Origin of the sequence: Aquirufa beregesia (assembly GCF_011090385.1) — a bacterium.
Lineage (GTDB): Bacteria > Bacteroidota > Bacteroidia > Cytophagales > Spirosomataceae > Aquirufa > Aquirufa beregesia.
Map to the genome: position 1 here is coordinate 70,180 of NZ_SEWW01000003.1, position 15,510 is coordinate 85,689.

The 15,510-nt window shown below is 39.7% G+C and carries 12 protein-coding genes; 6 read left to right on the forward strand and 6 right to left on the reverse strand.

Annotation, left to right across the window (positions count from 1 at the left end; genetic code table 11):
- Window positions 1–57: 57 nt before the first annotated feature.
- From EWU23_RS06310 to EWU23_RS06320, 3 genes are all read left to right on the forward strand, one after another.
- Window positions 58–849, forward strand: a complete 792-nt coding sequence (locus tag EWU23_RS06310) for a phytanoyl-CoA dioxygenase family protein (RefSeq protein ID WP_166229941.1) — start codon at window positions 58–60, stop codon at window positions 847–849.
- A gap of 379 nt (window positions 850–1,228) precedes the next feature.
- A complete protein-coding gene (locus EWU23_RS06315; RefSeq protein ID WP_166229944.1) occupies window positions 1,229–2,563 on the forward strand; it encodes a carcinine hydrolase/isopenicillin-N N-acyltransferase family protein in 1,335 nt (444 codons plus the stop codon).
- Complete coding sequence (locus tag EWU23_RS06320; RefSeq protein WP_166229946.1) at window positions 2,550–3,905, forward strand: flavin monoamine oxidase family protein; 1,356 nt, start codon at window positions 2,550–2,552, stop codon at window positions 3,903–3,905. The genes EWU23_RS06315 and EWU23_RS06320 overlap by 14 nt, the downstream gene beginning before the upstream one ends.
- 16 nt (window positions 3,906–3,921) lie before the next feature.
- Here EWU23_RS06320 and EWU23_RS06325 read toward each other — a convergent pair whose 3' ends face one another.
- A complete protein-coding gene (locus EWU23_RS06325; protein ID WP_166229948.1) occupies window positions 3,922–4,755 on the reverse strand; it encodes a dienelactone hydrolase family protein in 834 nt (277 codons plus the stop codon).
- An 89-nt stretch (window positions 4,756–4,844) separates the two neighbouring features.
- Here EWU23_RS06325 and EWU23_RS06330 point away from each other — a divergent pair, with 89 nt between their 5' ends.
- Entirely contained in the window at window positions 4,845–8,216 is a 3,372-nt protein-coding gene (locus EWU23_RS06330) for a ThuA domain-containing protein (RefSeq protein WP_166229950.1), read from the forward strand.
- A gap of 44 nt (window positions 8,217–8,260) precedes the next feature.
- On the opposite strand, the gene EWU23_RS06335 is transcribed toward EWU23_RS06330, so the two are convergent.
- Genes EWU23_RS06335 through EWU23_RS06350 form a run of 4 tightly spaced genes read right to left on the reverse strand, consistent with a single transcriptional unit; the run spans window position 8,261 to window position 12,543 of the window.
- Window positions 8,261–8,482: a VF530 family protein gene (locus tag EWU23_RS06335; RefSeq protein WP_166229952.1), complete on the reverse strand. Its 222-nt coding sequence runs from the start codon at window positions 8,480–8,482 to the stop codon at window positions 8,261–8,263.
- A gap of 11 nt (window positions 8,483–8,493) precedes the next feature.
- A complete protein-coding gene (locus EWU23_RS06340; protein ID WP_166229954.1) occupies window positions 8,494–10,353 on the reverse strand; it encodes an ABC-F family ATP-binding cassette domain-containing protein in 1,860 nt (619 codons plus the stop codon).
- A gap of 21 nt (window positions 10,354–10,374) precedes the next feature.
- Window positions 10,375–11,241, reverse strand: a complete 867-nt coding sequence (tatC, locus tag EWU23_RS06345) for a twin-arginine translocase subunit TatC (protein WP_166229956.1) — start codon at window positions 11,239–11,241, stop codon at window positions 10,375–10,377.
- Between the two features lie 9 nt (window positions 11,242–11,250).
- Entirely contained in the window at window positions 11,251–12,543 is a 1,293-nt protein-coding gene (locus tag EWU23_RS06350; protein ID WP_166229958.1) for a serine hydroxymethyltransferase, read from the reverse strand.
- Window positions 12,544–12,742: 199 nt separating this feature from the next.
- Here EWU23_RS06350 and EWU23_RS06355 point away from each other — a divergent pair, with 199 nt between their 5' ends.
- Both EWU23_RS06355 and EWU23_RS06360 read left to right on the forward strand, forming a co-directional pair.
- Window positions 12,743–14,716: a protein-disulfide reductase DsbD family protein gene (locus EWU23_RS06355; RefSeq protein WP_166229960.1), complete on the forward strand. Its 1,974-nt coding sequence runs from the start codon at window positions 12,743–12,745 to the stop codon at window positions 14,714–14,716.
- A 2-nt stretch (window positions 14,717–14,718) separates the two neighbouring features.
- Entirely contained in the window at window positions 14,719–15,168 is a 450-nt protein-coding gene (locus EWU23_RS06360; RefSeq protein ID WP_166229962.1) for a hypothetical protein, read from the forward strand.
- Window positions 15,169–15,222: 54 nt separating this feature from the next.
- Here EWU23_RS06360 and EWU23_RS06365 read toward each other — a convergent pair whose 3' ends face one another.
- Window positions 15,223–15,456 carry a hypothetical protein gene (locus EWU23_RS06365; protein WP_109322027.1) on the reverse strand — a complete coding sequence of 78 codons (234 nt, stop codon included), beginning with the start codon at window positions 15,454–15,456 and terminating at the stop codon, window positions 15,223–15,225.
- Window positions 15,457–15,510: the final 54 nt, after the last annotated feature.

A 15,510-nucleotide genomic window follows, 5' to 3' on the forward strand; every position in this document is an offset into this window, starting at 1 on the left:
ATTTCACGGTAGATAGTCAGATTCTTTTTCCTGAACTTTGACCTAAAATTTAGCTAGATGCTTGATCAAGCTTACTTACTGAAGAACACAGACAAAACCTATTTTAATATGAATGGACACGTCTTTTTACCAGACGTGTTAAGTGCCGATGATTTGCAACCCTATCGGGAAGCAATCAATCGCTGGGCTAAGGATTTTCGTGCAAAGCAAAAGTCCTTAGCTGAACGCGATACCTATGGTAAAGCATTTTTGCAAATGATGAATTTGTGGGAAGAAGATACCAAAATCAGGGAATTTACTTTAGCGAAACGATTTGCGCAAATAGCAGCTGATTTATTGGGTGTCCAGCATGTTCGTCTTTACCATGATCAAGCTTTATTTAAAGAGCCAGGTGGAGGCTTAACACCATGGCATCAAGATCAGTATTATTGGCCATTGGATACCAAGAATACAGTTACCATGTGGATGCCTTTGGTGGATATCGATGAAGAGATGGGCATGTTAACTTTTGCTTCAGGTACTCAAGATGTCAGTTTACCTTTGGTGCATATTTCAGATGAGTCTGAACAAATGATTGGGCAGTTTGTCAAGGAAAATAATTTCCCCATCGTGGCTCAAAAAACCATGAAAGCTGGGGACGCTACTTTTCATAAAGGTTGGACTTTACATGCCGCACCGGGTAACCATTCGAATAAAATGAGGGAAGTGATGACCATCATTTTTATAGATGCGGATGCAAAAATTATAGAACCACAAAATGACAATCAAGAAGCGGATCGCCAGCGTTGGTTTCAAGGCCTAGCTCCCGGAAATGATGCAGCCTCAGCTTTAAATCCCATTCTGGTTTAAGCTAAAGACTTCAAGAAAAAATAATTTTTTTATAATTTAGGGCAATCGCAGCCTTTTTTCTTCTTTTTGAAAAGTCCCCAAAGAAAACCTTTCTTTTTTCGATATTTAGCCACTTTCTTGTTACTAGAGCTCGAATAGCTCAATTCCATTTTTGAGTCCGCTACCGTGCTATGAGCTGGTATACTGAAAGAAATCAAGCAAAATAGAACCAGGTATTTCATTGCTTTAAGCGCATTTGATAGATTACAAACTTAAGGTTTTTGAATGAATTATCATGTAGTGTTGTAATTTGGATTTTTAGCATTGGGTTTTATTTTGAGAAGCGTGAAATAAATTCCATACTTGTACTATTATTCTTGGCTTTCTAAACCTTCCAAGCATGTGTGATACTTTTTTTAGTCCTTCTCATCGGAATTTACATGGGAATGCCATCTTGGCTAAAAATTCCGATCGAGAGCCTAATGAAGCTCAACAAATCTCCCGATTTCCAGCACATAACCGACCTCAAAAACGAGTACAGGCAACTTTTATTGTTGTGGATTGTCCCGAACAAGTTCATGAAGTCATACTTTCAAAGCCATTTCACATGTGGGGCGCAGAAATGGGAGTGAATGAATATGGTGTGGCTATAGGAAATGAAGCCGTGTTTACCAAAATGAAGTTGGGGAAGAAAAACAATGGTTTGACTGGGATGGACTTATTGCGCTTATCCTTGGAACAGTCTACAACAGCAGAAGAGGCTTTAGGTATAATCATTGAACTTTTAGGGAAATACGGTCAAGATGCTTGTGGAGGTTATCAAGATAAAGGGATGTATTACAGTAATAGTTTTCTGATAGCTGATCCTCATTCAGCCTATGTAGTAGAAACGGCTGGGCCATTTTGGGCCTATAAACGAATTAAATCTTTTTATGCTATTTCCAATGTGTTGACACTTGGGACAGATTTTGATCAGATTCATCCGGAGGCCAAAGACTTCGCCTATCAAAAATCTTGGATGAAACAGGATGTTCCTTTTGATTTTCAAGGGGCCTTTTCAGAGCCCATCATGACATTTTTAGGTCGAGGAGCCTCCCGAAAACAGCAATGTGAACTTCAAGTTCCCGTATCAAAAAGTGGTAAATTTACCATTCAAGATGCCTTTGGGATTTTGAGAAGCCACCGAATCAAGGATAATTTCGAGCCCTGCCAAGGAGATATGGGAAATATTTGTTTGCATGCACAAGGACTATTGACTCCTTCTCAAACCACAGGTAGTATGGTGGCTGAATTGAGGGAAAATGCCCAATCAAGTGTTTGGTTGACAGGATCATCTGCGCCTTGTTTGTCGGTTTTTAAACCCTTTTATTTTGGAACATCTACCTTGAATACCGACGTATTCCCGCAGGCTAGTGCCCGTATGGATGCATCTTATTGGTGGCAATGGGAAAAAATTCATCGGAAAGCATTGGTCGATTACTTTTCTATTTTGGCATTCATTCAGCCGTTTCAACAAGAAAAAGAAAACAGCTGGATGGAACTAGATAGGGTATTGGCAGTCAGTAAGGATATCAAAAAGAGGGAAGAGCTCAGTCAGGGGGCCATTGAGAATTGTCTTCAATTGGTGAAAAATTGGGAGCAGAAAGGTGATTCTAGCAAGTTCACCCAGTGGCCTTTAGCTTATAGATTGTATTGGAAATGGCAAAATAGAAGGATGAAACATGAAAGAGATTAGTACGGACATATTGATTGTAGGAGCAGGCTATGCGGGTATCGCGGCAGCTAAAAAATTGCAGGCAGCCCATCAAGATTTTATCGTGATGGAAGCTAGAGATCGAATAGGAGGAAGAACCTTAACAGAGGATTTGGAATCAGGCGTGACGGTTGATATGGGTGCGAAGTGGGTTGGACCAACGCAACATTTGGTTTGGGAATGGATTAAGGAAACTCAAACAGAAACCTATGAAACCTATGACCAAGGAAAGAATCTATTGAAATTTAAAGATAAAATCAGTTCCTATACAGGTACGATTCCTAAAATAGATCCCATTTCTTTGATTGACCTAGGATGGGCGATCCATAAAATGAATAAATTATCGGATCAAATATCAACCTCTGAACCTTGGAATCACCCGAAAGCCAGGGAATATGATGCCATGACTTTGGCTACTTGGATGGAAAAACATATATGGACAGCCAAAGCCAAACACTTATTTGAGATAGGGATACAAACTGTTTTTGCTGCAGAAGCATCAGAAATCTCCCTACTTTTCGCCTTGTTTTATTTTAAGTCGGGGGATAATATGGATACCCTCATTTCCATAAAAAATGGAGCTCAACAAAGTATATTGAAAGGAGGAACTCAGGGACTGGTTAAAAAAATAGCTAATCCTTTTATGGACAAAATCCATCTTCAGGAACCTTTAGCGTATTTGAGTCAACATGAAGGAGGCATCATTGCGGAGTCAGCCAATTTGAGGATTAAAGCTAAGAAATGTATTGTAACCATCCCTCCAGTGTTAATAAATACCCTGGTATTTGATCCTCCTTTGCCCCAGCAAAAAGCGCAATTATATCAGAGAATGCCCATGGGAGCTGCCATGAAAGTGTATTTAATTTACCCTACACCTTTTTGGAGAGAAATGGGCTTTAGTGGGCAAATCGTGAGCGATGAATATCCGCTTAAAGTGACCTTTGATGTGGGACATGCTGATTCCGATCAAGGAGTATTATTGGTATTTGTGGAAGGAAATGATGCCCGAAATTTCATTGATTTGGAGGAAGGGACTCGGAAAAAAATGGTGTTAGAGCGAGTGGAGAAATTTTTTGGTCATCAGGCTTCATTGCCAATACAATATATCGACAAATGCTGGACAGAGGAAGTGTATTCTCGTGGATGTTATACGGGGTTGATGGGGCCAAATACCTTAACTCAATTTGGTCATCAAATTAGAGCGCCATTTCAGCATGTCCATTTTGCAGGAACAGAGACGGCAGAAAAATGGAGTGGATATTTAGATGGGGCTATTTCATCTGGTTATCGGGCAGCTTCTGAAGTGTTGAAAGAAATGCTTTAGAAGCTGCCCAATGATATTATTTTATTCTTTCTTTGATGAAAGCAATGGCCATATTCCATGCTTCCTCGGTGGATTTTTTGTCAAATGCAGGGTTAGAAGGATTGGCAAAGGCATGTTCGGCATCAAAGCTTTTCACTTGTAATTTTTTACCAGCGGCCTTCATGTTTTCTTCAAATTCTGCTACTACTTTAGGGGAAATCCATTGTTCTTTACCCGCAAAAAGCCCTAAAACATCCGTATTTAAGGCTTTTAATTCAGAGATATCTTTAACAGGCATTCCGTAATACATCACACAGGCAACTCCTTGTTTACCAGCAAGAATAGATGCTTTTAAGGATAATCCCCCACCAAAACACCAGCCTACGGTGGCAATTTTAGCTTGTGGTCCAACATGATTAATCGCACCACGAATGATGGCTTCTAGTCGGGCAGGATTAGCTTCCCCCATGTATTTTCCAGCGTCTTCGCGCGTGGAGGCCACTTTCCCATCATACATATCAATGGCTAATACATTGACATTGCCTAAGGTACTGTAGAAATGTTCGGCTTCTCTTTTTATATGATCATTTAGTCCCCACCATTCTTGAAATACGAATAAGGTATTATTGGTTGGTTGGGCTGCTTTGATAAAAAAAGCTTTGGCTTTTTGGCCATCAGGAGTACTGAATTCTATCATTTCTCCACCTGTTTTTGAAATGTGCACATAAGGCTTAGGTAATTTATGAGAGCGTTGAAAGGCCTTATTGGATGCCATTAATTGCATGTCATCTTTTTTGAGAAAGCAGCAGGATTGGGCGCTTAGTTCTTGAAAACCAAGGAGTACGGCGAGTAAAAGGACGATTTTTTTCATGGTATTATTTGAATAAAAATTTTGAATAATTTAATCGAAAATGAAGCTTTTAATTTAACTTTACCAATTCTTTAAGACTGTAATATCATATGAAACACAATTTCTTCGGCTCTGTCCGAATCATGGCGAGCATCTGTCTTGCATGTTTATTTTCGTTCTCACTTGTTGCGCAAGATAAAAACGTACTCAAAGGTAAAAAGGTTTTGGTCTTTTCATCGACCAAAGGGTTTCGTCATAGTTCTATCGAACCTGGCAAAATAGCATTTTTGAAAATGGCCGCTGAAAAGGGTTTTTCCGTGGATACCACAGAAAACGCTGCCGCATTTGCTGAAAATAATTTAAAGAAATACCGAGTAGTGGTGTTTTTAAATACGACAGGAAATGTGTTGAATGCTCCTCAGCAAAACGCATTTGAGCGATTTATTCAGGCAGGAGGAGGATATCTTGGTATCCATGCGGCTACGGACACCGAATATGATTGGCCTTGGTATGGTAAATTATCTGGAGGCTATTTCGCCTCACATCCTGGTCGTCCGAATGTTCAAGAAGGGAAAATGACGGTGGTCGATGGAAGTCATATTTCCACCTCCCACATGCCGGCTAGTTTTATTCGTAAGGATGAATTTTATGACATCAAAGAGTTTAACAAAGACGTTAAAGTGTTGGTGACTGTAGACGAAAAAACGTATAAAGATGGTAAAATGGGGGATTTTCACCCAATGGCCTGGTACCATGAATTTGATGGCGGTCGTGCATTTTATACCAACTGGGGACATACCCATGAGACTTTTTCAGAGGACTTAGTGTTAAAACATATCTGGGGAGGGTTACAATGGGTGGCTTCAGGCGCTGACATCGATTATACTAAAAAATTACGCACAGGAGTTCTTCCCGAAGAAAATAGATTCACTAAAATTACTTTAGATCGTAATTTGGATGAACCCACTGAATTGGCGGTAACGAATCAGGGAAAAATCTTTTTTGCTGAGCGTAAAGGTAAATTGAAGATGTTTGATCCTAAAAAAGGCAAAACGAAAGTAATCGCTAACTTGGATGTATTCAATAAGTTTGAGTATGGTTTAATGGGGATGAATATTGATCCTAACTATGATCAAAACAAGTGGATTTATTTGTTTTATTCTCCACAAACAGGTCAGGCTGATACAGCACAACATTTATCTCGTTTTACTTATGATGATGTGAAAGATACCTTGTTAATGAATACAGAGAAGGTATTATTACGTGTTCCAGTTAAACGTACAGGATGTTGTCATACAGGAGGTTCTATTGCTTGGGATAAAGAGGGAAACTTGTTTTTATCTACGGGTGATGATACCAATCCATTTGATTCCAACGGATTTGGTCCGATCGACAATCGTCCTGGAAGAGCGGGCTGGGATGCACGTGCTACGAGTTCTAACACGAATGATTTAAGAGGTAAGATTATGCGTATTAAGCCAACACCAGAAGGTTCTTATACGATTCCCAAGGGTAATTTGTTCCCAGAGAAAACTCCACATGCTAAAGCGGAGATTTATGTGATGGGTAATCGTAATCCTTACCGTATAGCAGTGGATCAGCGTACAGGCTTCTTATATTGGGGCGAAGTAGGTCCAGATGCGGGTGAAAATTCACCTAAATATGGATCAAGAGGTTATGATGAAGTGAATCAGGCACGTGAAGCAGGTTATTTTGGTTGGCCATTATTTGTGGGAAATAATCAAACGTACAATCAACGTGATTTTGTGAAGGATAGTACTTGGGCGAAATTTAGTGTGGAGGCACCTATCAATCATTCTCCTCACAATACTGGATTTGCACATTTGCCTAAACCTCAAAAAGCATTTATTTTCTATCCTTATGTAGATTCTCCAGAATTTGGTCCAGTCATTGGAAAAGGATCTAGAAATGCCATGGCAGGACCTGTGTATTATTCAGAAGATTTCCCCAGCACTTCTAAAACAAAATTCCCATCCTATTACGATGGAAAATTGTTTGCTTACGATTGGGCTAGAGATATTATCTATACTGTTACGATGAAACAAAATGGAGATTTTGATTCCATGGAGCGCTTCTTGCCTTCGGTGAAGTTTTCTCATCCTATTGACATGCAATTTGCTAAAGATGGTACTTTCTATGGTTTAGAATATGGTCCAAATTGGTTTGCTCAAAACGAGGAGGCGACTTTGTATAAAATTGAATATAATGGTGGTAACCGTCCTCCTAAGGTGGAAATTGCGGTAGATAAGAAAGTAGGAGCATCGCCTTTGAAAGTAAAATTCTCTTCGGAAGGAACGTTGGACTATGATGGAGATGCCATTAAATATGCTTGGTCATTTGGTGATGGACAAACTAGTACATTGGCTAATCCGAGTATTACGTTTATTAAATCAGGAGTATTTAAAGCCGTATTGAAAGTGAAAGATGCGAAGGGCAATGTTAGTTCAGCGGAGACCATCGTGAAGGTAGGTAATGAAATTCCCAAAGTAGATGTGAGTATTGAAGGGAATAAATCGTTCTATTGGAATGACAAGGCCGTGAAATACCAAGTGAAAGTGGAGGATAAAGAAGATGGAACTTTAAGTAATAAGAAAATTGCCGAGGAAGATGTGGTGTTGAATATCAATTACTTACAAGGGTTTGACAAAACCTTAATTGAGCAAGGACATCAGAGTAATACTTCATTCTCCAATGGAAAGCGTTTGATTGAACTTTCTGATTGTAAAACTTGCCATGCCGTAGAGAAGAAATCCATTGGACCTTCGTATACTGAAGTCAGTAAGAAATACCGTGCTTCTGCAGCCAATGTAGACATGTTGGCAAAGAAAGTTATTTCGGGTGGTGGTGGAGTTTGGGGAGAACAAGTGATGGCTGCTCACCCTCAAATTAAATCCGATGAAGCGAAAGAAATGGTTCGTTATATCTTAAGTTTATCGGATACCAAGAAAGTCTCGAAACCATTAAAAGGGGAGTTTGTGACCAATGATGGTGGTAAACCAGGTACATTCTTGTTTGTAGCTAGCTATACCGATAAAGGTGGTTCTAAAGTAGGTTCTGCTACAGGTCAGCAGGTGATTACATTACGTAATTCACGTGTGGCTGCAGCATCTGCAGATCAGACATCTAAAACCATGAAATACAAGATCGATGGTGTTGGCGAATTATTGATAGCAACAGCCGATAAAGGTTATGCCAATTTTGGAATGATCGATTTGACGGGTATTAAGTCGATCCAAGTATCTTCTTTTGTGATGCCAGGACAAACAGTTGGAGGTAAACTGGAATTGAGATCAGGTAGTCCAAGCGGTACGCTTTTAGGGTCGATTGATATCAGTACTACGGGAGATACTAGAATGCCAGTTAGTGTATCTGGTTCTCAGAACTTATATTTTGTCTTTTCTAACCCGAATGCTGGAGATAAGCCCTTGTATGGTTTGAAGGAAATCTATTTTGAGAATTAGGAAAGTATATTCCACAAAAAAGGCTCCGAAAGGAGCCTTTTTTGTTACCATTTAGTACGGATGTACAGATTTTCTACTTTTTGTCGGGCCCAAGGAGTTCTTCGCAAAAAAGTCAAGGAAGATTTGATACTTGGATTGATGGCAAAGCAGTTAATACGAATTCTTCGGGCTAGTTCTTCCCATCCATAACGCTCCACCAATTGCTCCATGATGAACGCTAAGGTTTTGCCATGTAAAGGGTCATTGGATACTTGTCCTTCGTTCATAAGGTGATGATTTAAGCGCGCTCGGATAGCTCCAACCAGCGCAATTCTTTTTCCTCTAAACTATTTTTTAATCGTTCAATTTCTGCTGCCCAAGCCGTTAAGTCTTGAAAATCGTCTGAACCTTTGCTTAGGCGTTCAATGAGCGCATCTTTTTGCCCTTCCATCACGGCCATTTCTTTTTCTAGTTCTTCCAATTCTTTCGCTTCTTTAAAACTTAATTTAGCCCCTTTGGGCTTAGGCTTATTTTCGACTACTGTTGCTGGATTTTTTTTCTCGGCAACAGGTTCTTTTTCTTTATTTTCCAGGGCTATTCGATAGTCAGTATAATTACCATTGAAGAAATTCACTTCTCCTTCTCCTTCCACTAATATCAATTGATCTACCAAATTATCCATGAAGTACCGATCGTGGGAGACTAATAACAAACAACCTTGGAATTCACTGAGGAAGTCTTCCAATAACTGCAAGGTATCTAAATCCAAATCATTGGTGGGCTCATCCAGAATCAAGAAGTTTGGATTCTTAACCAATACTTGCATTAATTGTAGCCTTTTTTTCTCTCCTCCGGATAGTTTTTCTACTGGGGTATATTGCTGGGCGGTAGGGAACAAAAACTTGCTTAAGAACTGACTAGGGGTTAATGACTCATTTTTTCCATAAGGAATCACTTCGGCAATTTCAGTGATCGTATCAATGACGCGTTGTTCAGGCTTAAATTCAAATGGTATTTGGGTATAATAACCAATTACTAGCGTTTCTCCTGGATCGATTGTACCTCCATCAGGTTGTTCTAAGCCAGTTAAAAGTTGAAGGAAGGTGGTTTTACCTGCACCGTTTTTCCCCACGATACCTATGCGATCTTTTTTCTTGAAGGTATAGGTGAAATCATTGACAATTTTTTTATCTCCCCAGGCTTTCTTGAGGTGATTAATTTCAATGATTTTATTGCCTAAGCGTGACATCTGGATGTTTAATTCCAGTTTACTGTCATCTGTTTTGCGATGAGCCACTTCTTCTGTTTCAGCAAAGGCATCGATGCGTGACTGTGCCTTGGTACCACGTGCTTTGGGTTGTCTTCTCATCCATTCCAATTCCTTGCGGTACAGATTTTTTGCTTTGGAAATGGTACTAGCTTCGGAAGCTTCACGTTCGGCTTTTTTCTCTAAGAAATAGGCATAATTGCCTTCATAGGTATAGATGGAACCATTGCTTAGCTCCAACATTTTATTACATACTTTATCTAGGAAATATCGATCGTGAGACACCACTAATACCGTGACGTTTGGACCAGAAAGAATACCTTCTAACCATTCAATGGTTTCTATATCCAAGTGGTTGGTTGGCTCATCCAGAATCATAATATCCGGACTTTCTATCAATAATTTAGCCAAAGAAAGTCGTTTCTTTTGACCTCCAGATAGGGTGCTTACTTTTTGATCTCCATCTGGAATCCCAAGACGTGTGATGATTTGTTTGGCTCTAGCCTCATAATCCCAGGCATTATTGGCTTCCATGAGTGCAAAAGAATCTTCTAGTTCTTTGGCATCACCTGAAATCATGGCCTTTTCATAGGCTTTGATAGCCTGAGCACTTGGTAAATCATCAGAAAAAAGGTAGTTGAGGACTTCTTCATTTTCCTGAAAAATAGGATTTTGAGGAAGATATCCCACGCGTATGCCTTTGCGGATGGTTACTTTACCTTCATCTGGGCTTTGGAGACCCATCAAGGTTTCCATCAGGGTAGTTTTACCCGTACCATTTTTTCCAATGAGGGATACTTTCTCTCCTTTTTGTAGGCCAAAGAATAGGTTTTTAAAGACCCATCTCTCACCCAAATTGCGAGAAATATTTTCCGCGGATAGGTAATTCATGTTTGCTAATTAGGAACTCGATTAGGAATTCGATTCGAGCGCTTCTTCTCTCATTTTTCTGCGCAATACTCTTCCAGAAACGATGATACTAATTTCGTAGAGGCCAAAGAGAGGGAAGGCCACCAATAATTGAGAAATCACATCGGGGGAAGGGGTGATGATAGCCGCTACTAACAAAATCACGATTAAAGCATGTTTTCTGTATTCTCTCATGAAAGAAGGGGTTAAAATACCTACTTGAGAAAGCACAAATGCAATCATCGGTAATTGGAAAGTTAGGCCGCAAGCCAAGGTCAACATCGACAATAACGAAATGTAATCGTTGATATCAAATTGATTTTGGATGCTAGGATCTAATTTGAAGTTCGCCAAGAAATTGATGGCCATGGGGGCTACCACAAAATAACCAAATGATACCCCAATAAAGAACAAAAGAGAAACCCAGAATACGGCTCCGCGGGCGGCTTTTTGTTCTTTTTCTTTTAAACCTGGACGGATAAATCGCCAGATTTCATAAAAGGCGTAAGGAAATGCAAATAACAGACCTACAATGATCGACTGGGTTAAAGCCATCATGAACTGTCCAGACACTTCTCTACTTTGAAGAATGAAATCAGCTGCTTGCATACACAAGCTGGTCATTCCTGTTAATTCGGCTAAATGGCAAAGAACTTGATTGGTATAGAAATCAACTTTGGTAGGCCCCATAATGATGATACCAAAGATTTCATTTCTGAAAATCCATGCTATGATAGTAAAAATCACAATAGAAGCTAAGGAGCGTATGATATGCCACCTTAATTCTTCTAAATGATCCATAAACGACATCTCAGTGCCGTCCTTATCTTCATCCTGGTCCTCGTCGTCCCAATCCTGATCTAATGCCATGTTTGTTTTTTATACATAAAGTGGGAATTGCTTCATCCACTGATTTACTTCTGTTTTAACTTGTGCTAATACCGTCTCGTTTTCATGGTTCATCAAAGCGCGATCCACTAAATCCACGATTTGTTCCATTTCTGTTTCTTTCAAACCACGGGTCGTCATCGCTGCTGTGCCTACACGCATACCTGAAGTAACAAATGGGGATTTATCATCAAACGGCACCATGTTTTTATTGATGGTAATGTCTGATTTAATCAAGGTGTTTTCGGCTAATTTACCCGTTAATCCTTTAGGGCGTAAGTCGATCAACATCAAGTGGTTATCGGTCCCACCTGAAATAATGTCATATCCTTTGGCTAAAAAGGCTTTCGCCATAGCTTGAGCATTACTTTGAACTTGTTTGGCATAAGCCTCAAATGTAGGAGTTAATGCTTCACCAAAAGCAATGGCTTTAGCCGCAATAACATGCTCTAAAGGACCACCTTGGGTTCCAGGGAAAACCGCACCATCCAAACATGCTGACATTGTTTTTAAATCACCTTTCAATGTTTTGAATCCAAATGGGTTTTCAAAATCATTTCCCATCATGATCAAACCTCCACGAGGCCCACGTAGTGTTTTGTGGGTGGTAGTTGTAACAATATGGCAATGTTGCATAGGGTCATTCAATAAACCTTTAGCAATCAAAGCGGATGGATGTGAAATATCAGCTAATAATATGGCGCCAACTTGGTCAGCGATGGCTCTTAAGCGAGCATAATCCCAATCACGAGAATAAGCGGAAGCACCACAAATGATTAATCTTGGCTTTTCTTTGGCCGCAGTAGCTTCTACTTTGTCCCAATCGATTAAACCTGTTTCTTTTTCTACTCCATAAAAAAATGCTTGAAAGTATTTTCCAGAGAAGTTAACCGGAGAACCATGGGATAAGTGGCCACCATGAGAAAGGTCAAATCCTAAAATCTTGTCGCCAGGGTTTAAAAACGACAAAAACACTGCCGCATTCGCTTGAGCACCCGAGTGAGGTTGTACGTTAGCCCAAGTAGCTCCAAATAATTTCTTGGCACGCTCTATAGCTAAAGTTTCTACTTCATCCACCACTTCACAACCACCATAATAACGTTTTCCTGGAAGTCCTTCTGCGTATTTATTCGTCAAAACGCTTCCTTGAGCCTCCATAACTTGAGGAGAAGTGAAGTTTTCAGATGCGATTAACTCGATACCGAATTCCTGACGGTGTGCTTCTTGACTAATCAATGAAAAAATTTCGTTATCGCGCTGTTGTGGGAATGTGCTTGCAGCCATGGATATGTATTGTTCGTATTTACGTGAGAATGGGCACAAAATTACGTTTTTTTATCCGAATAGAAAAACCAATTGATAGCCTTTTCCGTTCAGTAGATTTGTCATAGATATCCACTAAATTGTTTAATTTTGAAAATTATTTCACTCTCACGAACTAGATGTATACCAAACGACGTTTGGTAATGAAAATATTGAACTTATGAAATACAAATTACTCATCCTAAGCTTGTTTCTTTTTGTGCTTAGCCCGGTGCTAGCACAAAAATTGGCTCCAGCTAAATGGTCTTGGACTTTAGAACCTGCTAAGCCTTCAGTAGGTCAAGAAGCTGAAATTGTATTTCAAGTTAAAATAGAAAAAGGCTGGTATTTATATTCTTCTGATTTTGATAAAGAATTAGGTCCTGTCGTTACTACAGTTACTATCAAAAATCCAGTTGGGTTTGAGTTAGTGGGCGGTTTAAAAGCAATTAATCCTCATTCTAAATTTGATAAAGAGATTTGGAATGGAACCTATACCTATTTTACGGAAAAGGGGGAATTCAGACAGAAAATTAAAATAAATGCTGAAAATTGGAAGATTGAAGGGATTTATGATTCTCAAGCATGTTCCAATGAAAGTGGTCTTTGTGTACCCGTCAAGGGGCCCTTCGTGATAGCAAGTTCTGCTGCGGCCTCGGATGTAATGACAGACGAAGCAAAAAAAAAAATCCTTGAACCAAGTTTTGAAGCCAATGCTAGTCCAGTAGCTCCTTCAGAATCCTTGTGGCAATTTTTTTGGATTGCCATGGGTGCAGGTCTTTTGGCTTTATTAACGCCCTGTGTCTATCCCTTGATTCCCATGACGGTGAGTTTTTTCACCAAGCAGAAAGGGGGTAAAGGTTTAGCCTTTTTATATGGGTCCTTCATCGTTTTGATTTATGTGTTTTTTGGGACTTTATTAGCCTTTTTTGCAGGAGCTAGTTTTGCCAATTTTCTAAGTACCCACTGGATTCCGAACCTCTTGTTTTTTGTCATTTTTATCTTTTTTGGAATCTCCTTTTTAGGGGCCTTCGAAATCGTATTGCCATCCGGAATGGTTAATTCCGTGGATGCTAAGTCAGACAAAGGCGGGATTATCGGTGTCTTTTTTATGGCGTTCACCTTGGTATTGGTATCATTTTCATGTACAGGCCCATTAGCAGGGAGTATTTTGATTGCCGCATCTCAAGGGGCCTTTGTGAAGCCCATCATTGGGATGTTGGGATTTTCTCTGGCCTTTGCTATTCCATTTACTTTATTTGCTATTTTCCCTGGATTCATGCAAAAATTACCTAAATCAGGAAATTGGATGAATGAGGTGAAGGTGGTGTTGGGTTTTTTAGAAATAGCTTTAGCCTTTAAATTTTTAAGTGTGGCGGATCAAGTGTATCACTGGCATTTATTAGATAGAGAGATTTTCTTGGCTATTTGGATTGCTATTTTTGGTGCTTTAACCTTATATCTTTTTGGCAAAATTTCCCTGCCTCATGATGGGCCCGCAGGGAAGCTATCGATCCCTAGAACTTTATTTGCTACGACGATCCTGGCCTTTGTGGTGTATTTAATTCCAGGTATGTTTGGTGCTCCTTTGAAAGGTTTATCTGGCTGGTTACCGCCATTGAGTAGCCAAGATTTTAAAGGAAATTCAGGAGAAGTAAGCATCAAACCGGGCTCCACAGGAGCGGTTAAATACGGTGATTTTTTAGAGTTGCCTCTGGGTTTGACGGGCTTTTTTGATTATCAGGAAGCTAAAGCTTATGCTATACAAGTAGGAAAACCTTTGTTCATTGATTTTACGGGTCACGGATGTGTGAACTGTCGTAAAATGGAAGAATATGTCTGGTCTGATCCCAAAGTATTGAAGCGATTGCAAGAAGAATATGTGATTGTGGCCTTGTATTGTGATGATAAAACAGAATTACCAGCTGACCAATGGTATGTTTCTAAAATAGATGGACAAGAAAAAAATACACTAGGAGACCAGAATTTGGATTTTCAGATTAGTCGATTTAATTCCAATGCACAGCCTCATTATGTCTTACTGGATCCTCGTAAAGAGGGGGCACCTATGGTGGCTCCAGTAGCTTTTGACGCTAACGTAGATCATTTTGTGGAGTTTTTGGATAAGGGTGTGCGTCAATATAAAATGAACTAAGGATGGATTGGTCTTCTTATTCAGCTGTCATGGCAGCTACAGCTATTAAGTTCATTGCTGGCCCCATTACGGGTTTTAGTTTAGGTCTAAGTTGGGTGGAAACGATTCTTTTCACTTGGTTAGGCATGATGATTACAGTCAGTTTCATGATTAGCCTTGGTCAATGGTTGGTCAAGTATATTGCTAAATGGCGAAATCAAAAACCCTTGGTTTTCAGTAAACGCGCTCGATTGGCAGTTAAGATTTGGACAAAATTTGGAATCAAAGGGATTGCAGCCTGTACTCCCTTGTTTTTAACTCCTATTGGCGGAAGTTTATTGGCTCTGTCTTTTAAAGTGCCATTACCTAGGATTTTGTTTTTTATGGCCATTTCTGCCTTTTTGTGGGCGGGTATCTATACGGCCTTGATTTACCAACTGGATTTTATTCGCGATTATTTCATGGACAAATAAAAAGCCCCCGAAATTCGGAGGCTATCATAAAGAAGAACAGGGAGCTAAACTTGCTTACTTTTTTGCACTGTATAATTTAGCACGAAGCTCGTTGGCTTTAACTTCCAATTCAGGTTTTGCTGTATAAGTTTGTTTTGTTTGTGCAGCGGCACTATCCGGATGAACACCGTATACATAGGTATCGCCTTGACGAACATCTTTTTGTTTGATTCGATTGTTTTTTTGGTAATCGCATGAGCTCGCTAAAGCAACAACAAGAAGGGCAGGCAATAAACTTTTCAATTTCATATAGTTGTGTAAAAAATCCGATGCAAAAATAAGTCCAAAATTGGTACAAAAAAA